Consider the following 23,007-nt stretch of genomic DNA (forward strand, 5'->3'; position numbering starts at 1 on the left):
TCTGGCCCCGATCAGCAGAGCCGGCCATCCTCCAACGACAGGGTGCGGTCGGCGATGTCGAGGATGCGGCTGTCGTGGGTCACCAGCAGGATCGTGCAGCCCTGCTCCCGCGCCAGCCGCTGCATCAGCAGCACCACCTCGCGGCCGGAGTGGCTGTCGAGGGCGGCGGTGGGTTCATCGGCCAGCAGCAGCGGCGGCTCCCCCACCAGGGCCCGGGCCACCGCCACCCGCTGCTTCTGGCCGCCCGAGAGCTGGTCCGGCTTGACGTCCAGGTGATCCCCCAGCCCCACGCTCTCGAGGATCCGCCTCGCGCGCCGGTCCATCTCCCCGTCGCTGAGGGTGCCGCGCATCTCCAGCGCCATGCGCACGTTCTGGGCGGCGCTGAGGCTGCGGTGCAGGTTGTGGGCCTGGAAGATGTAGCCGTGCTCGCGGCGGGCCAGGGTGAGCTGCAGCGCCGTGGCCCCCACCAGCTCCCGCCCCAGCACCCGCAGCCGGCCCCCCTGGGCCGCCCGCAGCCCGCCGATCAGGGTCAGCAGGGTGGTCTTGCCGGAGCCGGAGGGGCCGGTGAGCAGCACGATCTCGCCGACGGCCACCTCCAGCGCCACATCGAACAGCACCTGGCGCCGCACCGCGCCCCGGCCGAAGTGGTGGTTGAGCCCCTCGATCACGATCGCGCTGGCCATGGCGCCGGTCCCCATCAGAAGAGTTCGGCCGGATCGGCCGCCTGCAGCCGCCGGGTGGCGATCGCCCCCGAGGCCAGGCACATCACCAGCGTCAGCACGAACACCGTGGTCGCCCGCCCCAGGGTCATGGCGATCGGCAGGCTGGTGGCCTTGGCCGCCACCGCATACAGCCACAGCGGCATCAGCACGCCGGGGATGAAGCCCAGGGCCGCCAGGATCAGGGCCTGCTCCACCACCACCAGCAGCAGCCAGCGCTGGCGGAAGCCCATGGCCTTGAAGGTGGCGTACTCCTGCAGGTGGGCGTTCACGTCGGTGGAGAGCACCTGATACACGATCACCACCCCCACCACGAAGGCCATCGCCGTGCCCAGTCCAAAGATGAAGCCCACCGGGCTGGCCCCCCGCCAGTAGTTCTCCTCGAACTGCACATAGTCGGCGTGGCTGAGCACCTGCACGTCGTCCGGCAGGTGGCGCCGCAGCGCCCGCACCACCGGCGCCACCGGTTCGCCCGGCGCCAGGGTGAGCAGGCCGACGCTGATGCTGCCGGCCTTGGCCCGCGGGAACATCCGCAGGAACGTCTGGTCGCTGGCCATCAGGGTGGCGTCCGCCCCGAAGGAGGCCCCCAGGCGGAACAGGCCGCCCACGGCGATGGTGCGCCGCTCGATCTCGCTGGTCACCGGCTCGCCGCGATCGAGCCGGGCGATCACCTCGCCGTAGCGGCCCCGGGCGCCCCGGTCGAACAGCACCGTGTCGGGCAGCTTGAGGCGATCGGCCTGGGCCCGCACCTCCGGCAGACGCAGCACATCGGCATCCGGATCGAATCCCAGCACCTGCACCGTGGCGCTGCGCAGCGTTTGGGGATTGCGCCAGTTCACCGTACGGATGTAAAGGCCCTGGGCGTCCACCACCCCGGGCACATCCAGGGCCTGCAGCAGCCGGCGGCGCGGGAAGGTGGAGAGGTTCTGCAGGTTCAGGGCCTTCGGGCTGATCAGCACTACATCGCCCCGGAAGGCCCGATCCAGGCGGGTGTTGCTGTCGTAGAGGGCCGCCTGGAAGCCCAGCTGCATGAACATCAGCAGATCGGCGAAGGCGATGCCGGCGAGGGCCACCAGGAAGCGGCCGCGGTCGTGACGGAGCTGCAGCCAGCCGAGCGGGGTTCTCATGGCCCGATCACCACCCGCACCTGCAGGTTGGTGAACCCCGCCGCCCGCCGGCTGCTCTCCGGCGTCAGCGGGGCGCGCACCTCCACCACCCGGTTGTCGGTGTTGGCGCTGGGATCGGTGTTGATCAGGTTCTGGCGCAGCACGATCGCGCCGATCTGCCCCACCCGGCCCTGCAGCGGCTGGGTCAGGGCCGGGCTGGTGATCCGCACCGGCTGGCCCCGCCGCACCCGCGGCAGATCGCTCTCGTACACCTCCGCCACCGCCTGCATCCGGCCGGTCTGGCCCAGCTGCAGGATCCCCTCCGCCCCGGGGGCCTCGCCCGCCCGGGCGAACACCTGCAGCACGGTGCCGGTGATCGGCGCCCGGATCAGGTTGTCGTCGCGGGCGGCGATGGCGCGCTGCAGGTTGGCCTGGGCCTGCTCCAGCACCCGCCGGGAGGCCTCCACATCCAGATCCACGCCGCCGCTGCCGGCGCTGCTGCGGGCCAGCTGCCGCGCCAGCAGCACCCGGGCCTCCTGCAGCGAGGCCGTGACGGTGTCAAGGCTGAGGCGGCGGTTGTCGCGCTCCTCGGCCGAGACGGCACCGCTGCTGAACAGGCTCTGGTAGCGGGCGGCCTCGGTGGCGGCCGTGCGCTGCTGGGCCTCCAGGGAGCGCACCTTGGCCCGCTGGCCGTCCTCGCCGCTGCCGGCATCGGCGCTGGCGATCGCCAGGCGAGAACGGGCCAGGTTCACCTCGGCCCGGGCCGCCGCCACGGCGGCCTCCAGCTGGGGCTGGTTGTCGAGCAGGGCCAGCAACTGGCCGGCCTGCACCGCATCGCCGCGGTCGACCAGCAGGGCCTGCAGGGTGGGCTGGCCGGCGCCCGAGAGCGGCGCCGCGATCGTGCGCAGGGCGCTGACCGGCTCCAGCCGGCCCAGGGCGGTGACGGTGCGGACCGGCCGCTCCACCACCGGTGGCGGCGGCGGCGGGGTGGCGCGGCGCAGCAGGCTGACACCGAGGGCCAGCAGCCCGGCCCCGCCCGCCGCCACCAGCCCCAGCCGTGCCCGCCGCCCCACCATCGCGCGCCCTCCCATCTGGCGTCACTATGGGCGGCGCCGCCGGGGGCTCCTGGATGATCCGGGGGGATCTGGCGTTGGCGGCCTCAGGCGCGGGCGTCCTGCAGCGGGCCTCCGTAGGCGGCGAAGGCCGCGTCGGCACTGAGCAGGGTGAAGGGGCCGCCGATGGCCTGGGCGACGAGCAGACGGCCGAACGGATCGCGGTGGTGCAGGGGCAGCTGCTCCAGCGCCGGCAGATGGGGGAGGTCGATGGGGAGGAGCTCGAAGCCGGATGGCTCCGCCCAGGCGATGGCCTCGCCGGCCGACAGGGGCATGTCGCTGCGGGCCAGGGCGTGCTTGGTGGCGATCTCCCAGAGCGAGACGTGGCTGAGGAACACCGCGCTGGCCTCTCTGGTGATCAGCTCCCGGCTGCGGGGTCCCAGCTTCGGGTCATCGGTGATGGCCCAGAGAAAGGTGTGGGTATCGAGCAGCAGGCGCATCAGTCCTGCTCGAACAGATCGGCGATCAGGGGATGGGCCGCATCGATCGACTCGGGCACCACGAACCGGCCGCGGGCGAGGCCCAGCCGCCGGGGGCGCTCCGGGGGCTGCAGGCTGGTGAGCCGCGCCACGGGCCGGCCGTTGCGGGCGATCACCACCTCGGCTTCGGCGCCGGTTTCGATCGCGTCCACCAGCCGGGAGAGGTGGGTCTTGGCTTCGAGCATGTTCACCACCCGGCTGGGACGGGGCACCATGGCGACGGGCGACTCAACCAGACCAGGCAGGATCCGTTCTTGCCTATGGCCACAGCAGCCATCGGCCATGGCCCGAGCGATCCGTTGCCCGGCCGCGGACATCAGTCCTCCCGGCGGCCCCTGGCCTCGGCAGCGACATGCCACCACCGCGGCCGGCGCGAGACATAGGAGTGGGCCGTCGGGGCCAGATCCTTGAGGTGGGGCTTGTCGAAGGCGCCGGTGGCGAGGGCGACGACCGGGTCGTCGTCGATGGCTCCGATCGTGGTGCCGCACGTGCTGCAGAACGCCCTGCTGGAGAAGGCGGAGGAACGCCATGTGGCGGGCCTGCCGCCGGGGCCGATCCACGCGACGCTGGCCGCAGGGAACTCCACCCAGCTGAGCGTGAGCGCGCCTGAGTGCCTGCGACAGATGGCACAGGAGCAGGTGTGGGGCTTCACCGGAGCGCCGGTGGCTCGGAACCGGATGGCACCGCAGAGGCAGCCGCCCTCGAAGGCCCTGGGTTTCATCGACCGGTGCGCAGGGGTGCCGTCTCTGCCGACCGCATCTGCCGCAGGAACTCCCGGCCACAGGCCAGCTTGCCGGCCAGGTCGCTGTCGGGGTCAACCGCGCGCCAGAACGGCGTGACCGGGTCCGCACCGGCCTGCAGGCGGAGGTAGGAGCGCTCGGCCACGACCCGAAGGGCGATCCCGGTCGTGACCGGACAGGCGTACTCGGCCCCGTGCCGCGCGGCCAGCCTCTGACGCAGGGTCGCCGCCGCCACCACGGCCCCAGGCGCGATGTCGCACACCGCCGCATCGACGATCCGAGGGGTGACGACCAGCATCCGGGCACCGGCGGGGATGCCCGCGAACGGTTTCTCCAGCACCTTCACCTGGGGCTCCCGGCTGGCCTGGAACCTGGCCTCCCAATCGGTGGCAGCTCTATCGCCCATGGCTGGATGTCCCCGCCTGCGCCACCTTCCAGTCGTCCGTGAGCATCCCGGCGAATCCCCAGTTCTCGTCGTCGATCTCCTGGATGACGACATGGGTGTGCTCGGGCTTCTTGCCGAGCACACGAACGAGGGACTCCGTGATGTCCTTGACGATTTCGGCCTTCTGCTGCCGCGATGCACCTCGGGTGATCTGAACGTTCACGTAGGGCAAGGGTCTGGCTCCTGGAATCGGCGCTTCTTTGGCCTGCTGGCTATTCAAGCCCCAGTTGCCCCATCGACCGGCAGCGCCTCGACACACCACCCACGAACCAGCGGCGTCCCCTAGCTTTCCGCACCTGAGACTTCAGCATCAGGGCAGCACCGGCCATGGACCAAGCCAACGCCGCCGTCCAGCGTCCGGGGGAGGCGCCACCGGCCCATCCCGAGCGCTGGTGGACCCTGGCCGCCGTGGAATGCGGCAACTTCGTTGTCTACATGGACGGGTTCATCGTCACGCTGGCCCTGCCGGCGATGGCGCTTGAGTTCGGCGTCGGGCTGCCGGTGCTCAAGTGGGTGATCGTCGCCTACCTGCTCACCGTCACGGTCACCCTGCTGCCGGCCGGACGCCTGGCCGACATCTGGGGACGCCGGCGCATCGTCGTCATCGGCATGGCCGTCCTGGTGGTGACGTCGGTCCTGTGCGCGCTGGCGCCGACGGTGGAAACCCTGATCGCCTTCCGCGTGCTCCAGGGGGTGGGCGGCGGCCTGGTGCTGGCCAACGTGATGGCCGAGATCACCGCCGTCTTCCCGAAGCAGGAGCGACGCAAGGCCATGGCCGTCAACGCCTCGATCCTGGCGCTGGCCCAGGTCACGGGGCTGGTGCTCGGCGGCCTGCTGATCGGCCAGTTCGGCTGGCGCTCGCTGTTTCTGGTGATCCTGGCGGTGAGCCTGGCCGGGCTGATCCTCAGCCTGCGGATCCTCAGGGCCCGCCCCCGCAGCCAGGACCGCACCGCCATGGACTGGGCCGGTGCCGTGCTGGCGGTGGTGGCCACCAGCGCGCCGTTCCTGGTGATCGAGCAGCTCTCCCAGGGCGGGCTGAAGCCGGCCAGCCTGGCGATCCTGCTGGGCGGCGCGGCGGTCCTGGCCCTGTTCGTTGCGGTGGAGCAGCGCCGGCCGAAGCCGCTGCTGACGCTCAGCCTGTTCCGCTCGCGGGCCTACACCTGCGGCTCGGTGGCGGCCTCCTTCTACTTCGTCGCGGCGGTGTCCTGCTACTTCCTGCTGCCGCTGTACGCGCAGCTGGTGCTGGGGCGCTCGCCGGTGATGGCGGGGGTGCTGATCGTGCCGCTCTCGCTGGTGCTGACCGCCACGAGCCTCACGGTGAGCAGCCTGGGGGATCGGGTGGGGGCGCGGACCCTCAGCACGGCCGGCATGCTCTGCATCAGTGCGGGCCTGCTGGGCTTGTCGTGGCTGGGTCCGGATGCTGCCGACGCCAGCATCATCGGGCCGCTGGTGCTGCTGGGCATGGGCGGCGGGCTGTTCCATCCCCCCAACAACAGCGCCACGCTCAACACCGTGCCGCCGCAGCACCTGAGCGTGGCCAACGGCTTCCTGTCGACGGCCCGCAGCTTCGGCCAGGCGATCGGCACGGCGCTGGCGGCCGCCCTGGTCGCCCACGGCCTCGGCGTCGCCGGGGCCGACGCCGCCCTGGCGGGGGAGGTGGGGGCACGGCTGGGCGGAACCGAGCTGGCGGCCTTTCTGGGGGCCCAGCAGCTGGCCTTTCGCCTGGCGGCCGCCCTCGGCCTGGTGGGCGCCCTCGGCCTGGTGGGCGCGTTGATCTCCGTGGCCCGCGGGGCCGAGGCCCCGGCGGCTCACTGAGGCACCACGATCCAGCCGGTCTCCGGTTCGCCGTAGTGCACGCAGGCGCCGCCGCTGGCGGCGTCGTGGGCGGCGAGGGCGCAGAGGGCGGCATCAATCCAGTCGATGCTGGTGAGTGATTGCAGCGCGATCCCCGCCTGCTGCAGCAACGCCCGCCGCTGGCTGCGCTTCTGGGTGGCCTGGGCGTTGCCGCCACGCCGGTGCCAGGTGATGGCGTGGGGGAAGGTTTCGAAGCAGCAGCGCTGGCCAACGATCGGCAGCGCGGCTACCAGCGGATGGCTCGGCGCGAGGGCCTGATAGAGCGCTTCGCCACGCAGCATCCAGCCGAAGTAGTCGGTGGGGTGGGCGGCAGCGGCCTGGCGGGTGGGCGAGGCGAAGCAGATGATCCCCTGCTGCCGCAGCTCCCGCTCGCAGGGACGGGCGCGGCCATCGGCGCTCCAGCGGCAGGGGGCATCGATGGCGATCACGCTCGCCTGCACCTCGGAGCTACACCAGTGGGCGAGCTCCACGGCATCAGGGGTGGCCAGCTGGGCGGCGTAGGTGCCGCCGGTGAGGGCCACGGCGTGGAAGCCCTTGCGGGCGCCACCCACGTCGATGCCCACGGTGGTGATCAGGGGCATGGCTGCATGATGGCTCAGGCCGTTCGTTGGGCGATGACGGCGAGGTGAGTCTCTGGGAACTGGTCGAACTCGAGGTGGCGACAGACACATCCGCCGTCCTTGAGGATCTCGAGAAGACCAGGAATTCCCAGGGTGGCGTAGTAAACCTCCGGTCCCATCGTCGCATCGACGTGCTCGCTCGGCCCGTCCAGTCCTCCCGCAGTGAACAGAAAGACGCCACCGATCTCGAGTGCTTCCATGAGCCTGAGCATCACCGCGCGCTGATGCTGAAGCATCACGTGCCAGAGGCTGTCCCACGCCGAGATGAAGCGGTACATCCGCGGCGGGCTCCAATCACAGACATCCGCATGGTGCAGCACGACGGAGGGGTCCGCGTCCTGAGCCAGCGCGATCATCCGGTGCGACAGATCAATCCCCTCCAGAAGAAGGCCATGCTCACGCAGCAAGGGATTGAACCGCGTGTTGCAGCCACAGCCGACACTCAAAGCCCAGCCGCGATCAATGGAGCCCAGAAACGCCAGAGCACGTTGGTGCTGGCGTACGCCATCGACGGTGCTGAACGTGTCATCCTGCCATCTGGGAGCGAGTTGGTCGTAGGCAGCGGCAATGGCGGAATGGGTCATGGGAGGTCCATCAGGGCACGGCCGACTCACATCGAATGCATCGTGACCACAAAGCACTCGGAGTCTTCTGGAGCTTCAAAGAATGAGGAGATGTGGTGGAAGTCGTCCTCCGTCAGTGGATGGGAGCCTTCCGGTCGCTCGTCGTTACGCCTGGCGATCCGTGCCAGGCACTCGGTATCCGGCGTGTTCACGACATGAAGGCGATGCTCTGCCCCTGCCTCCTCGAACAGCGAACGGAACCAGGCACGCCCAGCCTTGGTATTGGCCTGAAAGTCAAGCACCACGGATTGACCGGCCTTCAGGAGGTCCACCACAAGGGGACCCACCACGGTTTTCATCTTCCTGGAGAAGTGGATGTAGTCCTGGAAGGTGCTCATCTGATCCCCGAACAAGCGGGCCATCCAGATGTCCTCCGAGATCAGAATCGCACGGGTGTCCTGCGCCACAGCCTGGGCAACCGTCGTCTTCCCTGCTCCGGCTTTCCCACAGAAGAAGTGCAGGGTCGGGATGGCGGCCATGCGACTTGGGGCAGCGGCTTGGGAGCCTAGCAAAATCCTGCGATTCATGACAGGGAAACACCTTACGCTCAGAATCAGCATGCCTGCCGCCGTGATGCCTGCCAGTTTATGGCCGAACCCCCTCAATCGTCGGGAGGAAGTCGATACCCTAGCCATACGCATACGAAACCCGAAGGCAGGCTTGCCCTGTGCTCTTGTTGATCGTGAGGAGGAGATACTCGAAAGCCGAGCCACTGGAGAGCCACAGGGATTTTGGACGGGCCGAGAGGCCATAGGTTGCCTGGTACATGGGCTCTCCCACTGCACAACTCGGGACGGCATGGGCGACAAGGCACGCTCTCCAGCTCCAGGGCGCGAATCACAGCGTCGGTCTCTGCCTGGGTCAGGCTGACGGAGCAGGAGCCATCCCGCGTCGAGCCGACCATGCGGCATTCCAGCTGCTGCGGCACGACCCCCGCTGGCTTGAGGATGACGCGGATATCGGACTCCAGAGCCGAACGATGGACGGAGTTCCATAGGGGTTCACAACCCATGAGCAACAGGCAGGTCAGGGCGCTGAAGCAGCGAAGCACCTTCAACGGGTCAGCAACGGGAGTCACTCGACATGGAGAGGCCCACGATGGGTGGGCTCAGATTCACTGCTTTGGAAACCAGTAGGCAACTTCCGTACCGCCAGGGAAAAACGGGGAGCGTTCATTGAGAAGAAGATCGTGCCAACCAGTCGCTTGCGTCTCGAAGGCGTGGGCAGCATAAGCGGCAAGCGCAGCATCCCGGATATGCTCGCTCAGCTCGCAAAACTCGGGCGCAGACACAAAGGCTCGCGCCGCCGCCGATACCCGCAAGAGCGCCTTGGGATGCGATTCCGTCAGTGGCACGGCGGGCCACTGCTCACGGGATAGCTTTGCAACGAGCACACCCTGAACAAGACAGGCTCCACGCAGGGAGTTGACATGGCTGACGGTGCCTGACTGGCCACCAGCTGCACAAACAAGCCTGCGCACCTGTGCATCTGCGCTGCGATCACCCTCGCATACCCAAAACAAGGGAGCGTCGATTCCAACTGCAGCTGGCGCTCCGGGCAACAGCGCTGAAGACTGTGCGACAGCGGAAGGCGCGCTACTCACAACATCGCCAGCAACAAACCGGAGGCCATCTGTCGTGGCTTCGACGACTGCCCAGCCAAACGCCTTTTCGCCGCCTGGATCAAACCCTACGAATCGCATGATGGGGTTGCCATGCCTATCCGATCCGAAAGCCAGCGTAGGCGCTGACAGTCAGAAGGAGGGAGGAGTCAGGCCTCGGCAGCCAGAGCCATCTGTTCGGCATGGCGTTGCTGGTCAGGGTCGTGGATGACCGGGACCCTTCTGAGCTCATCGATGTACGCGGAAGGGACGTTGTGCTCCATGGCGCCAGCAACCACCAGGGCCCGATACCACGTATAGGGCAGGATCTCCGGATCGATCCTTGTGGCAACATACGCTTGCACATCAACGAGCTGACCAGCCAGATCGACGGTCTTCGTTTGCTCCTCATAGCCAAACCCGAGACCTTCCGCACGATCCAGCTGATGCTTCTCTGCGAGAGGAATCTCATAGACAACCCCATAAACAAGACGGCTTGAATCGGCCGCCGTCACGATGTCGCACTTGCCCGATCCATCGTTGGCGACCTTATGCCATTTCAGCTGATGCGCCCGCAGCGCCGCCAAGCCGAGCGCACGCGCGGACGGAACCCGTTGACGCAACCTGGCCGTGAGCATGTTGGAGCCGTAAGCGAAGTTCAGACAATGCTCCACGGGACCAAGTCACGCCTACCCTTCGAGCTTATCAACCCGCCGAGGCAATCTCACCTCGCCCTGGGATAGATCTCATCACAGGATCAGAAATCGGCGAGCAGCAAGAAACCGACACCAAAGACGAACCTATAGAGCCAATCAGACGTTGCCGTGATGTCAAGTACGGCGGTTCCGGGATTCCCAGGGTTGTAGCAGACCCTGACCACGCTTCCTTGGGCGTAAGGCCTGACAACCGCCTCCATCGCCGCTCGACTGACGCCATACCCTGAGGAGGAGGTATGGAAGCCGATGTAGCTCCGGCTACCAAGTTGATAGCGGTAGCGCAGAATCGGCTTCGCCGTTTCCAAGTGTGCATCGTCCACAGCAAGAACCACACCAAGCCGGCACCTGCGAGGAGAGAGAAAGCGGCGACTACTATAGGTAGAGCTTCGTGGTCTGACGGTCTGGGCAAGGACAATGGACCATAAGGTTCATCGCCTTAGCGTCTGCGCCATCTGCTCAGCGGCTGGCGACCAGCACACTCCTGATCACACCATCGATATCCACCGAAGGATTGGCGGCCACCGAACGGGCCCAGGTCTCGCCATCGAGAACGCACGTCGACAGCATGCCCTTCGGCAAGGCCGCAACAAAAGCATCCGTCTGCCGATCCACCGGACGGAAGACGTTGATCGCTGTCTGCGGTCGACCCCACAACTCGAGACGCTCACTCCCCTCAATCGCATCCGCCAGCGACTCAGCAACCTCCATCAGGTGGTCGAGCCGCCGAGCCAGTCCCGTGCGACCCCACGCCAGCAGGGTCGCCAGCAGCGGGATGGCCGCCGCGGAGCGGGAGCCCTGAACGCCGACGTTGGGCTTGGCGAGATAGCCGCCGCCGAAGCTGATCGCGGCATTGGCAGCCTCGAGCTCACGGAACATCACAAGCGCCGAGTCCTTGGGCTGGAAGAGCCACTTGTGAGCCGACACCGCCACTGAATCGGCCGCTTCGATCCCTTCGAGCTTGGAGGCATGCGCGGGGCTGAGTCGTAAGGGGCCGGCCCATGCGGCGTCGACGTGGGTCCATCGCGCCGCGCCGATCAGGTCGAGCGGGTCGATGGAGCCCATGGCGGTTGTTCCAGCGGTCAACACGAGGCATGCGTCGTTGAGGTCTGGCAGCTGCTCACGATCCAGCCGTCCAAGCGAATCCACGGGGACCTTCACCAGCTGAAGTCCCAACAGGCGGCATGCTTTGTCGATGCTGAGATGGGCCGCTTCGGAAGTGACGACCATCTGCACTCCCGAGGAATCTCGCGCTGCCCAGAGGGCCGTGAGGTTGGCGATGGTCGAACCCGAGCAAACATGCCCGCCCTGCATCCCGAAGTACGGAGTGAGCCATGACACGACGCGCTCCTCTGCCTGGGTGGCGAAAGGGGACGTCATCTCATGCAGCAGGTTCTGGTTGAGACTGGCATCCCAGAGCGCCATGGCCCACGTGATCCAGGGAGTGGGAGGGTCCATGTGCGCCAGTGCGGTGGGTGCGCTCAGCTGGGCTGCTTTACCGAGGACATGGCAGGAGAGCATTTCGAGCGTCTGCCTGTCACCAAGTCCGGTCTCTGGAAGCTCTGAAGGCAACTCAACCGGCGTGCCACCTGGCGAACGCATCAGCTCCACGGCGACGTTCAGCCCGTCAGTGGCCGTGAAGCTGGGGTCTGGTTGAGGCATACCTGATCCTCTTCGGGTCGTCGGTGGATCGGAAGACGTCTGGTCGCACTCCCTACGTCTAAGGCTCCAGACCAGTGGCGGACCGTGACCTTGCCTCATGACCCAGCACCATTGGAGCCGCGCGCCGAATCTTGATGTTAGCCATCAGCGTGCACAGTCCGGAGTATTTCCCAAGCGCCTCTTTGGAACACGTTGTTCACCCGCTGAATCGATACGGGATACCCAGCCATACGCAGCATCGCCACACTCCCTTCCAGATGGGCCGAACGCGCTCCGCCCAAAGCAAGCCGTGGTAACGCCCTGACGCCCTTGGCAACGCGACATCGCTCCAGCAGGGAGAAATACTGAGACGCCTCGCCAAGCTGTTGGCTATACAAGATAAGCAGAGGCGACCCGGAGAGCAAGTCGAAATCGCCGTCAGGGAATGGGGAATAACCAAGGCCCCAGACGCAGAGAGCTGATACCACTCAATCAATCATTTTGGCACGTTCCGTTACAGCGACTGGCTAGCCTCATGGTGCGCCTCACTAGCATGAATAAACTGACAGATCCCCTCAACGAGTTCAGGCACAACCGGTAGCGAGGGGTCACCGTAGGAAGCATTTTGCTGTAGAGGGTCCAATGAAACAGCTTTTAAGACGTGATTCATCCCGTCAATGATTCTAAGCTCCGCATCCTGCTTAGCTGATTTCAGGGCTTGCGCCTCACTGACAGGCACTTGAATATCAGTGGTTCCTTGAACAATCAAGACAGGCACAGTGAGTCGAGCAATCTCCTGAGTAGGGATATAGCGAAACCAGGACATGAGGTAGGGTTGGATGCTCAATCTGTAGAGAGCGTTGAATTCTGGTGGAATGGAGGCCACTCTCTTCCCTTGCTCCAGCGCAGCAAGAATCTGCTCATTCTCTTGCCATAATGCTTCTGGCAAGCTGGGTCGCAGCTGGTCTCGCAAAAGCTGTGATGCGGGTTGGGCAGGGCCGGCGATGGAGACAAGTGCATCTGCACCGCTTGCTTGGGTCGCCAGCATTCCAATCAGAGAGCCTTCGCTGTGACCGATTACGGTGACACTTGAGAAACGAGAGTCTGCCTGCATTTGCTGAATCCAGAGTGCAGCATCTTCAACATAGGCATCGAAATGTAGATCAGCTTCTTCCGGTCCTGCGGCTGCGCTCGCTCCAATGCCGCGCTTGTCATAACGGATTGAGGCAATGCCATGATCGGCTAATCCTTCAGCGAGGAGCTTGAGGCTATGGTTCTTCCCAGCGAGAGAACTGTCTCCATTGCGATCGGTCGGGCCTGAACCCGCAATGATCAGCACCGCTGGCCGTGGCACATCAGACTCTGGAATCATCTGTGTGCCATGGAGTGTGCCCGTTAACGTTGCGATCTCAACCTCGACAGATGTTGAGGCTTGTGTCGTCCAACCCATAGTCAGCAGCGATAAAGGTATAGCGCATAGATAGACGACCAGACTGACAGAATGGCAAGAGCTTTGAGACAAGGCATGGGGCGATTGACATAGAGCGTCCGTCTGCGAGGTCGACGATCAGACGGTCCTCAGCGCAGGTAACCTTTATGACCCGCTCAACAAAGTTAGCCATGAAACTCCTCCCATGCCTTCAAGAAAATAGCTCTGATCTAGCTGGCAAGCCACTCAATCTCACGTAGCTCCCAGGATTTGTATCCAAGACTTGAAGACAGTGCAACTGGCATGAGCCATACCATGCAAAAGTCCTGATCTCGATCCACATGAACTTGTGGCGGCTCGTTGGACTCATGGCAGTAGAAGAAGAACCGATACGGACCGCTCCTGTGGACTGTCGGCATCGTTGGACTTCCCCGTCAGCTCACCGATGACCAGGTCGGTTCTTCTGAACAGATAACGCCAAGATCAGCGGCGGAAGTGAGATAGGGATTGATTAAGCATCCTTGGCTCCGTCCGCTGGATCTTGATGTTAGGCTTCGCCAATGTCCTCCTGAGATACTCATCAATTAGATCTCCAGAGAACACGTCGCTCAAAGAGAAGATCCAGTAAGCCGCCTAGATCCCGATAAAGATCAGCTCCTTCGCTGCCAGCTCTAATTCTTAAGATCGGATTTCCAAGATAAACTCCTTTGCTTCCTAGGATATGCTGCCGATCAAGAGAGAAGGTGATGCTGCGATAAGTGCATTCGGCCGAACCAGCGATTCTTACATCCGCGCCAGTTAGCCTCCCAGATATCCTGTGGAATCCTTCGACCTTGGAGATGCCATCAGCAAATGCTAATTGAATATAGTTCAACTCGTCATGCTCTTTTGTCACGGCATGCTTTACAAGCTTAAGAGCTTCAAATCCTTCCAAGGCTGAGGCCGGATCAATACTAAGCTGGATTCTGCTAAAGCCGGGATTGCTATCATCAGTAATTCCCGTTAATACGATCCCCATCATTTCCAGTGATGACCCATTAATCGCAAATTCAACTGAGGCTTTCTCAAGCTGCAAAGCAGCATCAGCAAGCGACTCTGCGATGTTGCTCTTTATGAGGCTGCTCTCCATAAAGCTGCTTGTTATCTCATCTACTTCCTCTGCATAGGGCCCGAGTCCGCCTTGATAATGTGAACTTCCCGCAGATACTATCCTGGATAGCTCATCTTGAGAAAAAGTTTCATTGTGGCTGTGGCCAAACTCCTGGTTAGCAGCTGCGATTATATTTCCCAGGCTGCTTCCGGAATGAATGTTAAATCCTTGAAGCAAGCTCAGAGGGGCTGAAACTGCAGACAGATCAATTCCGAGCAACGCAACCGGGACCACGCGAATTCCTTTGCTATAAGCATGGCCCGCCTCAAAGTATAGCCAGCTAGACCTGACTGAGTTTGGAGTAAGAAACACGAACATAAGTTTTGCGCGCTTAAGACCACTCTCTACTTCATGTACCCAGTTCCTTCCAAACGGAATGCTTTGTCCATCGCTAGACATAAAGACATCAATGCTGCCGCCTGTCTTGGAGAGAAATAGATCTCGCAGTATCTGAAGCGGGGCCTGATCCCTCGTGGAGTGACTAAAGAAAATCGTCGGCTTGTCCGACATGAGTGCTTATGGCTTAGTTTGCTCATTCTAATGAACAGGCATAGCGCATGCCTAACGCTGGCCATCACCTGGCCGCAAACAGCGTGACATTACACTATTCCAGGCTATCAGCACCAATATGAAGGCGGATCAGGTGAATGGCGGCGTTAGAGGTCGCCTGCCGGGATAATCAGCCGGACATCTAGCTCCACTGGATTAGACCGGGATCGACTTCCCGCTACACGTCCCTCTGTCATTCGGTGATGCTTGGAACATAGCCACATTCCATTCCAGTATCGGTCACTACCGCCTCGAGCGTGGGGAACTATGTGCGCAGCCTGTACCTCAGTGCCATCGCACTCAGAGTGGTCAGAATTTACTATCTTTCTAAATTCACAGTCAAGCAAGCCTGGCTTTGAGAGCATTGCACGCCGTAATGATGCATCGCGAGCTCTTGGCGAGTCCCAAGGATACAGGCAAGCAAATAAGTGCCAGGCTGCATCTATAACTTGTGAAGACCTATTTGCACAGACTTCATCGCTTTTTGCATATTCAATCTTTCTGTAGTCGGCAAGGAGAAGGTAGAAGTCACTTCCCCTCACGGGTGTGCCAGATCCCACCTTCCCTGCACTTGGCAGATCAGGGAACATGTCACGAACGAGAGCACATGGATCAGTCGATATCTCCTTTTTGAATTCATTCCATGATGCAGACTCAATAACCCTTACCGTGTCAGCCCACTTCTTCGAGCCACTTCTTCGGCACATGATGCGGGATGAAAAGTGCAGATAATGATACCTCCTTAAGTGAAGTGTTCTTTCGGAGGCGTTCAATAGCGCTTCGGGCTGCTGTATAAGATTCTTGCGCAGCAGCAGCGCGGGAGTTCTTGAATGCACGTTGTGAAAACTGATCTCATCGCGATCGACAAAGATGCCTGATCTGTATCCCCTTGGATTGCTGCCGGCACCACGCTGAAGGACCGAAAAGCTTGGGTCAGAAATATACCATTGTGATGAGTTACCCTTTACACCTCTGATGACAGCAGGCCTGCCCATTCGTTCAGCTAACGCTTCCTGCAAAAAGACCACTCCTCTCGGAGCTTCTCCCTCAGTCAAGGTTCCAGTTCACCCACGTTTTTCATCGTACCTCGAACGCTTGCCATCACCTGACCACAAAGAGCATGTGATTTAGAAAAAGCCGTTGTGGAGGTGGCTCAGGTGTATGGCATTGTTATGCCTTCCATGTCCCAATGACAAGGGGTAGCCAACGGCTAGATGTCGCACGCTGGAGTTACAAAGAAATGCAAGAATAAATGTCTTCTGCGCAATTGTAAGCGTGGTCCTGGCAATCTAATCTTCTGATGCTATTTGACTAATCTCACCATTATGCGTGTCTCCCAGTCTCATTTGGCGATAGGCTTACCACTTTACCTTTGCAGCATTATCACTTGTTGAAGTCTTATATGCAACAACTGAACCTGATGCCATATGGAAGCATACCTGAGAAATATCATTGAACAGAGGTTCCTGAACAATCGCGATGACATGGTCTAAGTCGATGATTGCATCGTTTGGCAGAATAAAAAAGTTTGGCATATCTAAAGAATATTGAAGGGAGTGCTATGCTTTGACCTACATATTGGATAAATTAGTCATTGACATTATTTGCTTTGCTTCTTCTTCGGTGAAGTATCCATCTTGAAAGAGATTGGCTTCTAGCTCTTGAGGTGTTTCCCCCTCAACATGGATCTCTCGGCCTGCCTCAGTAGGCGGAAAAATCAGGGTTGAACCGCTATCAACTTCAACGGACCCTGGTTCATCGCATGGCTGTGATGTGATAACTTTCAGCCCTCCCTCGGAATAGCTCAGCACTTTTAAGGGCCGATCTCCGAGGTGGCCTTCATAAACCGTGTCCCATTGTGGCGTCATCGTTGAGATGGGTTGTGGTGAATCAAGCATAACTGTTTATTGGACGGTTCCGATAACCACCCATGAGGCAGACTCCCAGCCGCATAAGCCGAAGCTGCAGCGCAGGCCATTCCCCCAGAGCTCTTCCACAGCAGTCTCTGAGCGCTGTGGCGCCGACCGGGACAAGCGACTTAGACGGACCCGATAACCAACTGTCCATTTGGCTACAGAAGTCCCATCCCCCTGCCAACTGCTCCATCCTTCCAAACCCCCCTCAAACCTTCGCCAGCGTCACCCGCTCGGGCTGGTGCTGGTACTTGCCCTGGCGGTCGTTGTAGGTGGTGGCGCAGGGGTCGCCCTCGAAAAACAGCAGCTGGCAGATGCCCTCGCTGGCGTAGATGCGGCAGTCGGCGCCGGAGGAATTGCTGAATTCCAGCGTCAGGTGGCCCTCCCAGCCGGCTTCGGCGGGGGTGGTGTTGACGATGATGCCCAGCCGCGCGTAGGTGCTCTTGCCCAGGCAGATCACGGTGATGTTCGAGGGCACCCGCATCTTCTCCAGCGCCACCCCCAGCCCGTAGGAATGGGCCGGCAGGATGAAGTAATCGCCGTCCTCGTCGCTGTGCATCGGCGCCGGCTCCAGGTTCGCCGGGTTGAACCGCTTCGGGTTCATCACCGTGCCGGGCACGTGGCGGAAGATCAGGAACTCCTTCGGCGACAGCCGCAGGTCGTACCCATAGGACGAGCATCCAAAGCTCAGCACCGGCCCGGTTCGGCCCTCCGGATCCAGGTGGCGCACCAGCGTCGGCTGGAACGGCTCCAGCATTCCGGCCGCAGCCTGTTCGTTGATCCAGTGGTCGTTCTTGAGCATGGCGTCAGCCGCCGCGGCGCAACTGGGTGACCTGATCGGCCATCGCCATCAGGCTGGCCGGCATCGAGGGGCCCGTCAGGATGACATCCAGATGGGCTGGCCGCTGCTCGAGCGCCTCGATCACCGCCTCGGCGCCCAGGTAGCCCAGGGCGATCGCCAGCCCCAGCTCATCCAGCACCAGCAGATCCAGATCGCCCTTCAGCAGCCGCTCCCGGCTCACCTCCCACACCTCGGCCACCGCCTCCAGCGCCTCCTCGGCCGTGGCCCCCTCGGGCCCCTGCGAACCCGGCGGCCCGTCGAGGCAGTGGGGCGTGCCCGGCCGCAGCCACTCCAGCCGGCCGCACAGCCGCAGGCTGCCCGCCGGCCCCTGCTCCACGCCCCCCTTGAGGAACTGGCTCACCAGCACCCGGCTGCCCAGCCCGGCACTGCGCAGGGCCTGGCTGAACACCGCCGCGAAGCTGCCCCGGAACGGCGCCGTGTGGATCTGCAGCAGCCCCTCGGGCTGGCTCACCAGCCGCAGCGGTGGCACCAGGGCCAGCGGCTCGGTCCGCGCCGGAGCCGCCGTGCGCCGGGGGTGGCCGGGGTCGATGAGGCTGGCGGTCATGGACAACCCACAGAAGCGTTGACGCAAGCGACCGGACGCAGCGTCCCGACCCCTCACCTCCCGAATGTAGCGGGCCTGAACAGCCCGGCACACCATCGGTAGTGGCTGGGAACAGACGTACCACCGGCGCCGCCTACGCTCGATCGGCTTCGCCGATGGCCCGCGTGACCACTCCTGCCGACGCCCCCCGCAACGACGGCCGCGCCGCCGACGCCCTGCGCCCGGTGGCCGTCGACTGGGATCCGATGGGCTTCGCCCTCAGCTCGGTGCTGTTCGCCGCCGGCCGCACCCGGGTGCTCTGCAGCGTCTGCCTCGACCCCGAGGTGCCCCGCTGGCGGCGGGGTTCCGGCAGCGGCTGGCTCAGCGCCGAATACCGCCTGCTGCCGGCCTCCACCCCAAGCCGCCAGGGCCGCGAGCTGATGAAGCTCTCCGGCCGCACCCAGGAGATCCAGCGCCTCATCGGCCGCAGCCTGCGGGCCGCCCTCGATCTGGAGGCCCTCGGCGAGCGCACCCTGCTGGTCGACTGCGACGTGCTCCAGGCCGACGCCGGCACCCGCACCGCCTCGATCACCGGCGCCTGGATCGCCCTGGCCGCCGCCCTGGAACGCCTGCAGCAGCAGGGGGTGCTGGCCGCCTCGCCCCTGCGCCAGCAGGTGTCGGCCGTGTCGGTGGGGCTCGTGGACGGTGTGGCCCTGCTGGATCTCGATTACTCCGAGGATTCCCGCGCCGAGGTGGACCTCAACGTGGTGATGGACGAGCAGGGGCGGCTGCTGGAGATCCAGGGCACCGCCGAGGGCGCCCCCTTCCCCCGCTCCCGCCTCGACGCCCTGCTGGATCTGGCCGAACCGGGCCTGCGGGACCTGCAGGAGGCCCAGCGCCGGGCCCTGGCTGTGGCGCCAGGCACCACGACCGGCTAAAGAGTGTCATTGGCTACATGGATCGGCCAGACCGATCCATAGGTTCATCACCATTCGCCACGCCTTGATGGTCGGCGCTACGCGTGGCTTCAGCCGCTACCCCAGCAGTCCATCCAGCGGATCCCCCGGCTCCGTGACCCCCATGGGCGCCCCCGGCGCCACGGCCACCACCCTGCTGGACGTCATCCGCGGCCTGGCCGGCAGCAGCGTCGAGACCATCGAGCGCGGCAAGACGATCTTCTTCCCCGGCGACCCGGCCGAGCGGGTCTACCTGCTGCGGCGCGGCGCCGTGCGCCTTTCGCGCGTCTACGAGTCGGGCGAGGAGATCACCGTGGCCCTGCTGCGCGAGAACAGCCTCTTCGGCGTCCTGTCCCTGCTCACCGGCCAGCGCTCCGACCGCTTCTACCACGCCATCGCCTTCACCCGGGTCGAGATGGTCACCGCCCCGGCCACCTCGGTGCGGCGCGCCATCGAGCAGGACGCCAGCGTCGGCCTGCTGCTGCTCCAGGGCCTCTCCTCCCGCATCCTCCAGACCGAGACCATGATCGAGACCCTCACCCACCGGGACATGTCCTCCCGGCTGGTGAGCTTCCTGCTCGTCCTCTGCCGCGACTTCGGCGTCCCCGGCACCGAGGGCATCACCATCGACCTGCGCCTCTCCCACCAGGCCATCGCCGAGGCGATCGGCTCCACCCGCGTCACCATCACCCGCCTGCTGGGCGACCTGCGCAACGACGGCCTGGTCCAGATCGACCGCAAGAAGATCACCGTCTTCGACCCCATCGCCCTGGCCAAGCGGTTCAGCTGACGCCCGCCAGGGATACTTGGTGCATCGCGGAACCGGGGCTCGGAAGGTGTCGGGTTGGCTGCTGATCCTCGCGCTCCTGGTGCTCGGCGGAGTGCTCTCCACCCTCGGCGACCGACTGGGCAGCCGCGTCGGCAAGGCGCGCCTCAGCCTGTTCAACCTGCGGCCCCGCAAGACCGCCGTGGTGATCACGGTGCTCACCGGCAGCCTGATCAGTGCCGTCTCGCTGGGGCTGATGCTGCTGGTGAGCGAGCGCCTGCGGGTGGGGCTGTTCGAGCTCGACCAGATCCAGGACCGCCTGCGGGACAGCCGCGCCGCCCTGAAGCGCAATGAGGGGGAACTGACCCGCACCCGGGGCGAACTGGAGCGCAGCCGCCTCGACCTGATCACCGCCGAACGCCGCCGCGACCAGGCCCTGGCCAGCCAGCGCCGTGCCCGTGACCAGCTGCTGGCCGCCGAGCGCCGCGTCGACACCCTGCGGCGCGAGCTGCAGCCCCTGCAGGCCGAGCGCGCCCGGCTGGAGGCGGAGCGGGCCCGGCTCAGCCGGGAGGTGCGGGGCCGCGACGCCGAGATCCGCCGCACCGAGGCCGAGCTGGCCAATGTGCGCCGTCGCATCGCCGCCGGCGAAAAGGAACTCAAGGACCTGGAGACCAACGTCATCGCCCTGCGCCGCGGCGATGTGGTGATCGCCAGTGGCCAGCCCCTGGCCACCGCCAAGGTGCAGCTGCAGCGCCCCGACCAGGCCAGGCAGGTGATCGATGCCCTGCTGCAGGAGGCCAACCGGGCCGCCTTCCAGCTGCTGCTCCCCGGCCAGCCCCCCAACCGCCAGATTCTGCTGGTGCCCCGCAGCGACATCGTCCGGCTGGAATCCCTGCTCGCCACCCCCGGCGTCTGGGTGGTCAGCATCCGCTCGGCCGCCAACGTGCTGCGGGGCGAGGCCCAGGTGCTGGCCTTCCCCGACCTGCGCCCCAACCGCCAGGTGGTGGAGCAGGGGGAGGTGCTCTCCCGCACCGCCCTCGAACCCGACGTGCGCGAGATCGACGCCGTGCGCAGCCGCCTCAACCTGCTGCTGGCCGCCGCCTTCGCCAAGGCCCAGCGCCAGGGCACCCTGGTCAACGGGCTCCAGTTCGATGCCGCCGGCTTCAATGCCCTGGCCCGGGACCTCAGCGAGCGCCCCGCCGGCGTCACCGCCAACCTCGAGGCGGTGGCCCTCCAGAACGCCGACACCCCCGACCCGATCAGCGTGGAGCTGCGCTGGCTGCGCAAGGACGCCGCCACCCGGCCGGTGCGGCCGTGAGCGCGGGACCGCTGGCGGCCCCCGGCCCCCTGGCGGGGCTCGATCCGGGCCGCAGCAAGTGCGGCCTGGTGCTCACCGATCCCGGGCGCCGCGAGATCCGCGAGGCGCTGGTGCTGCCCCCGGAGGTGGCCTGGGAGCGACTGGAGCAGTGGCACCGCCGGCAGGCCCTCGCCGCCGTGGTGATCGGCGACGGCACCGGCAGCGGCCCCTGGCGGCGGCGCCTGGAGCCCCTGCTGCCGGTGGAGCTGGTGGATGAGCGCGGCACCACCCTGGCGGCCCGGCGCCGTTACTGGCAGCTGTACCCCGCCCGCGGCTGGCGGCGGCTGCTGCCCCTGGGCCTGCGCCAGCCCCCCCGCGACTGGGACGACGTGGTGGCCCAGCTGCTGCTGGAGCGCCGGCTGGGGCGGGAGCTGATCAGAACGACGCCCGCACCGTGAACACGTAGTCGCCGCCCGGTTCGAGCTGGTAGTCGGCCTTGAGCAGAAAGCGCAGCAGGGCGTCCTGGATCAGGGCCCGCCCGAGGGACGGCTCCACCTGCAGCTCGCCCCGGTCGAAGGCCCAGCGGAAGCGCCACTGGAAGCCGCCGGCGCTGATCTCCCCCTCCAGCAGGCAGGGGCTGAAGCTCTGGCGCAGCACCCGCAGCTGGGCGGTGGTGGCGGGAAGGCGGCTCACGGGACGTTGTCGATGCTCTCAGGATGGCGGCGGATCGGCACGAAAACTGTTCAGACGGTTGGCCGCCTTCTCCAGCCCCACCCGGCGGATCAGGTCGATGCCCGCCTCCACCTCCTGGAGCACCGTCTCCAGCACCGGCCGGTCGGCGGCGGAGAACTTGCCCAGCACATGGGACACCGTGCGGGCCCGCCGCTCCTCGGGCGTCTCGCCCGGCGCGCCGATGCCGATGCGCAGCCGCGCGAAGGACTCGCTGCCCAGGTGGGCGATGGTGCTGCGCAGGCCGTTGTGGCCGCCGGCGCCGCCCGCCGCCCGCACCCGCAGGCGCCCCAGGGGCAGGTCCATGTCGTCCACCAGCACCAGCATCTGGGCGGGCTCGAGCCGGAACCAGTCGAGGGCGGCACGGATCGAGCGGCCGCTGTCGTTCATGAAGGTCTGGGGCATCAACAGCCGCAGCCGCCGGTCCCCCTGGCCGGTCTCGGCCAGCAGACCGTGCAGGCGGCCCTGGTTGCGGAAGCTGGCACCACCGGCTCGGGCCAGGCGCTCCAGCACCATGAAGCCGACGTTGTGGCGGGTGTCGGCGTAGCGGGGGCCGGGATTGCCCAGGCCCACCAGCAGTTGCAGATCCAACGGCAGGCCGTCCTCAGCTGGAGGGACCGCTGGAGGGGGCGGCCTCCTCAGCCACCGGGGCCACAGGCGCTGCCGTCTCCGCGACGACAGGCGTTTCGACGGCAGGAGCTTCGGCGGCCGGCGTGATCGCGGCTGGGGGGCCGGAGATGTCGATCGGCTGCCCAGTCGGCTGCTCAGTGCCCACCGCCGTGCGGAACTCCTTCTCGAATTCCTGCGACGCCGACTGGAAGCCGCGCAGGGTGCGCCCCAGGGTCTTGCCGAGCTCGGGCAGCCGCTTGGGTCCGAAGACCAGCAGCCCGATGGCGGCGATCACCGCCATCTCGGGCAGACCGATGCCGAAGATGTTCATGGACAGGGGGCGAGAGGAATCAGCCGACGCCGTTCCAGTTGACGTTGATGCCCTCGAGCAGCAGGGACTTGTTGTACAGCTGCAGGATCACCAGCAGGAACACCAGGAAGAGCAGCATGAACACGCCCATCACGGGGGTGGTGCCCCAGCCGGGCACCACCTTTCCGTACTCGGAGTTCAGGGGGCGCAGCAGGTTTCCCAGACGGGTGCGTTGGGCCATGGCAGCTCGGACCTCTCGGGC

General features: G+C 65.0%; 31 protein-coding genes and 1 pseudogene. 5 read left to right on the plus strand and 27 right to left on the minus strand.

Annotation, left to right across the window (positions count from 1 at the left end; all coding sequences use genetic code 11):
- Positions 1 to 11: 11 nt before the first annotated feature.
- The 8 genes from L107_RS04595 to L107_RS04630 form a co-directional block, all read right to left on the minus strand.
- Complete coding sequence (locus L107_RS04595; RefSeq protein ID WP_159816654.1) at positions 12 to 683, minus strand: ATP-binding cassette domain-containing protein; 672 nt, start codon at positions 681 to 683, stop codon at positions 12 to 14.
- A 14-nt stretch (positions 684 to 697) separates the two neighbouring features.
- The gene (gene devC, locus L107_RS04600; protein ID WP_159816655.1) at positions 698 to 1,846 is read right to left on the minus strand and encodes an ABC transporter permease DevC; all 1,149 of its coding nucleotides are present in this window, start codon (positions 1,844 to 1,846) and stop codon (positions 698 to 700) included.
- Positions 1,843 to 2,916 (minus strand): HlyD family efflux transporter periplasmic adaptor subunit, encoded by a 1,074-nt coding sequence (locus L107_RS04605; protein ID WP_236550509.1) that lies wholly within the window; start codon positions 2,914 to 2,916, stop codon positions 1,843 to 1,845. The genes devC and L107_RS04605 overlap by 4 nt, the downstream gene beginning before the upstream one ends.
- A 68-nt stretch (positions 2,917 to 2,984) precedes the next feature.
- Positions 2,985 to 3,377 carry a type II toxin-antitoxin system VapC family toxin gene (locus tag L107_RS04610; protein WP_159816656.1) on the minus strand — a complete coding sequence of 131 codons (393 nt, stop codon included), beginning with the start codon at positions 3,375 to 3,377 and terminating at the stop codon, positions 2,985 to 2,987.
- Positions 3,377 to 3,631, minus strand: a complete 255-nt coding sequence (locus L107_RS04615) for a type II toxin-antitoxin system Phd/YefM family antitoxin (protein ID WP_159816657.1) — start codon at positions 3,629 to 3,631, stop codon at positions 3,377 to 3,379. Before L107_RS04615 ends, L107_RS04610 begins: the two co-directional genes overlap by 1 nt.
- A gap of 101 nt (positions 3,632 to 3,732) precedes the next feature.
- Complete coding sequence (locus L107_RS04620) at positions 3,733 to 4,137, minus strand: GFA family protein (RefSeq protein WP_159816658.1); 405 nt, start codon at positions 4,135 to 4,137, stop codon at positions 3,733 to 3,735.
- On the minus strand, positions 4,134 to 4,562 hold the full coding sequence (locus tag L107_RS04625; protein ID WP_236550510.1) for a hypothetical protein: 429 nt from the start codon (positions 4,560 to 4,562) through the stop codon (positions 4,134 to 4,136). The genes L107_RS04620 and L107_RS04625 overlap by 4 nt, the downstream gene beginning before the upstream one ends.
- Positions 4,552 to 4,764: a 4-oxalocrotonate tautomerase family protein gene (locus L107_RS04630; RefSeq protein WP_236550519.1), complete on the minus strand. Its 213-nt coding sequence runs from the start codon at positions 4,762 to 4,764 to the stop codon at positions 4,552 to 4,554. The genes L107_RS04625 and L107_RS04630 overlap by 11 nt, the downstream gene beginning before the upstream one ends.
- A gap of 164 nt (positions 4,765 to 4,928) precedes the next feature.
- Between L107_RS04630 and L107_RS04635 the strand changes: the two genes are divergently transcribed.
- Positions 4,929 to 6,416 (plus strand): MFS transporter, encoded by a 1,488-nt coding sequence (locus tag L107_RS04635; protein WP_159816661.1) that lies wholly within the window; start codon positions 4,929 to 4,931, stop codon positions 6,414 to 6,416.
- Here L107_RS04635 and L107_RS04640 read toward each other — a convergent pair.
- The 15 genes and pseudogenes from L107_RS04640 to L107_RS04700 all read right to left on the minus strand — a co-directional run bounded on the left by L107_RS04640 (position 6,410) and on the right by L107_RS04700 (position 18,099).
- Positions 6,410 to 7,036, minus strand: coding sequence for a DUF429 domain-containing protein (locus tag L107_RS04640; protein ID WP_159816662.1), 627 nt, complete (start codon positions 7,034 to 7,036; stop codon positions 6,410 to 6,412). The genes L107_RS04635 and L107_RS04640 overlap by 7 nt on opposite strands.
- 14 nt (positions 7,037 to 7,050) lie before the next feature.
- Positions 7,051 to 7,659: a class I SAM-dependent methyltransferase gene (locus L107_RS04645; protein ID WP_159816663.1), complete on the minus strand. Its 609-nt coding sequence runs from the start codon at positions 7,657 to 7,659 to the stop codon at positions 7,051 to 7,053.
- Positions 7,660 to 7,685: 26 nt separating this feature from the next.
- Complete coding sequence (locus tag L107_RS04650) at positions 7,686 to 8,177, minus strand: ATP-binding protein (RefSeq protein ID WP_159816664.1); 492 nt, start codon at positions 8,175 to 8,177, stop codon at positions 7,686 to 7,688.
- Positions 8,178 to 8,812: 635 nt separating this feature from the next.
- The gene (locus L107_RS17010; protein ID WP_236550511.1) at positions 8,813 to 9,052 is read right to left on the minus strand and encodes a hypothetical protein; all 240 of its coding nucleotides are present in this window, start codon (positions 9,050 to 9,052) and stop codon (positions 8,813 to 8,815) included.
- A 108-nt stretch (positions 9,053 to 9,160) separates the two neighbouring features.
- Positions 9,161 to 9,400: pseudogene (locus L107_RS17015) on the minus strand (DUF429 domain-containing protein); the annotation flags it as partial.
- A gap of 68 nt (positions 9,401 to 9,468) precedes the next feature.
- Positions 9,469 to 9,972 (minus strand): gamma-glutamylcyclotransferase family protein, encoded by a 504-nt coding sequence (locus L107_RS04660; RefSeq protein WP_159816666.1) that lies wholly within the window; start codon positions 9,970 to 9,972, stop codon positions 9,469 to 9,471.
- Positions 9,973 to 10,055: 83 nt separating this feature from the next.
- Positions 10,056 to 10,346 carry a DUF3592 domain-containing protein gene (locus L107_RS17020; protein WP_159816667.1) on the minus strand — a complete coding sequence of 97 codons (291 nt, stop codon included), beginning with the start codon at positions 10,344 to 10,346 and terminating at the stop codon, positions 10,056 to 10,058.
- 124 nt (positions 10,347 to 10,470) lie between these two features.
- Positions 10,471 to 11,613 carry an aminotransferase class V-fold PLP-dependent enzyme gene (locus L107_RS04670; RefSeq protein WP_236550520.1) on the minus strand — a complete coding sequence of 381 codons (1,143 nt, stop codon included), beginning with the start codon at positions 11,611 to 11,613 and terminating at the stop codon, positions 10,471 to 10,473.
- A gap of 553 nt (positions 11,614 to 12,166) precedes the next feature.
- On the minus strand, positions 12,167 to 12,991 hold the full coding sequence (locus L107_RS04675; RefSeq protein ID WP_236550512.1) for an alpha/beta hydrolase: 825 nt from the start codon (positions 12,989 to 12,991) through the stop codon (positions 12,167 to 12,169).
- Positions 12,992 to 13,311: 320 nt separating this feature from the next.
- Positions 13,312 to 13,500: a DUF4160 domain-containing protein gene (locus L107_RS04680; protein ID WP_159816670.1), complete on the minus strand. Its 189-nt coding sequence runs from the start codon at positions 13,498 to 13,500 to the stop codon at positions 13,312 to 13,314.
- Between the two features lie 161 nt (positions 13,501 to 13,661).
- Positions 13,662 to 14,741: a toll/interleukin-1 receptor domain-containing protein gene (locus L107_RS04685; protein ID WP_159816671.1), complete on the minus strand. Its 1,080-nt coding sequence runs from the start codon at positions 14,739 to 14,741 to the stop codon at positions 13,662 to 13,664.
- Positions 14,742 to 14,887: 146 nt separating this feature from the next.
- Positions 14,888 to 15,775: an HNH endonuclease signature motif containing protein gene (locus L107_RS17025; RefSeq protein WP_370515384.1), complete on the minus strand. Its 888-nt coding sequence runs from the start codon at positions 15,773 to 15,775 to the stop codon at positions 14,888 to 14,890.
- A 576-nt stretch (positions 15,776 to 16,351) separates the two neighbouring features.
- On the minus strand, positions 16,352 to 16,591 hold the full coding sequence (locus L107_RS04690) for a hypothetical protein (protein WP_159816672.1): 240 nt from the start codon (positions 16,589 to 16,591) through the stop codon (positions 16,352 to 16,354).
- Positions 16,592 to 16,901: 310 nt separating this feature from the next.
- A complete protein-coding gene (dcd, locus tag L107_RS04695) occupies positions 16,902 to 17,495 on the minus strand; it encodes a dCTP deaminase (protein WP_159816673.1) in 594 nt (197 codons plus the stop codon).
- A gap of 4 nt (positions 17,496 to 17,499) precedes the next feature.
- Positions 17,500 to 18,099: a cob(I)yrinic acid a,c-diamide adenosyltransferase gene (locus L107_RS04700; protein ID WP_159816674.1), complete on the minus strand. Its 600-nt coding sequence runs from the start codon at positions 18,097 to 18,099 to the stop codon at positions 17,500 to 17,502.
- 164 nt (positions 18,100 to 18,263) lie between these two features.
- Here L107_RS04700 and rph point away from each other — a divergent pair, with 164 nt between their 5' ends.
- The 4 genes from rph (at position 18,264) to L107_RS04720 (ending at position 21,555) form a co-directional block, all read left to right on the plus strand.
- Positions 18,264 to 19,016 carry a ribonuclease PH gene (gene rph / locus L107_RS04705; RefSeq protein ID WP_255451603.1) on the plus strand — a complete coding sequence of 251 codons (753 nt, stop codon included), beginning with the start codon at positions 18,264 to 18,266 and terminating at the stop codon, positions 19,014 to 19,016.
- Positions 19,017 to 19,158: 142 nt separating this feature from the next.
- Entirely contained in the window at positions 19,159 to 19,824 is a 666-nt protein-coding gene (gene ntcA, locus L107_RS04710; protein WP_199310783.1) for a global nitrogen regulator NtcA, read from the plus strand.
- Positions 19,825 to 19,870: 46 nt separating this feature from the next.
- Complete coding sequence (locus L107_RS04715) at positions 19,871 to 21,118, plus strand: DUF3084 domain-containing protein (RefSeq protein ID WP_159816677.1); 1,248 nt, start codon at positions 19,871 to 19,873, stop codon at positions 21,116 to 21,118.
- The gene (locus L107_RS04720; RefSeq protein ID WP_236550513.1) at positions 21,115 to 21,555 is read left to right on the plus strand and encodes a resolvase; all 441 of its coding nucleotides are present in this window, start codon (positions 21,115 to 21,117) and stop codon (positions 21,553 to 21,555) included. The genes L107_RS04715 and L107_RS04720 overlap by 4 nt, the downstream gene beginning before the upstream one ends.
- Here L107_RS04720 and L107_RS04725 read toward each other — a convergent pair.
- From L107_RS04725 to psbH, 4 genes are read right to left on the minus strand one after another with little or no spacing between them, the layout of a single operon-like run.
- Positions 21,533 to 21,790 (minus strand): DUF3146 family protein, encoded by a 258-nt coding sequence (locus tag L107_RS04725; RefSeq protein WP_015109626.1) that lies wholly within the window; start codon positions 21,788 to 21,790, stop codon positions 21,533 to 21,535. The genes L107_RS04720 and L107_RS04725 overlap by 23 nt on opposite strands.
- Before the next feature lie 18 nt (positions 21,791 to 21,808).
- Positions 21,809 to 22,417, minus strand: coding sequence for an aminoacyl-tRNA hydrolase (gene pth, locus L107_RS04730; RefSeq protein ID WP_159816678.1), 609 nt, complete (start codon positions 22,415 to 22,417; stop codon positions 21,809 to 21,811).
- Between the two features lie 13 nt (positions 22,418 to 22,430).
- On the minus strand, positions 22,431 to 22,766 hold the full coding sequence (locus tag L107_RS04735; protein WP_159816679.1) for a TatA/E family twin arginine-targeting protein translocase: 336 nt from the start codon (positions 22,764 to 22,766) through the stop codon (positions 22,431 to 22,433).
- Between the two features lie 19 nt (positions 22,767 to 22,785).
- The gene (psbH, locus tag L107_RS04740) at positions 22,786 to 22,986 is read right to left on the minus strand and encodes a photosystem II reaction center phosphoprotein PsbH (protein ID WP_015109629.1); all 201 of its coding nucleotides are present in this window, start codon (positions 22,984 to 22,986) and stop codon (positions 22,786 to 22,788) included.
- Positions 22,987 to 23,007: the final 21 nt, after the last annotated feature.

The sequence above is a fragment of the Cyanobium sp. Copco_Reservoir_LC18 genome (assembly GCF_009834675.1).
Lineage (GTDB): Bacteria > Cyanobacteriota > Cyanobacteriia > PCC-6307 > Cyanobiaceae > Cyanobium > Cyanobium minutissimum.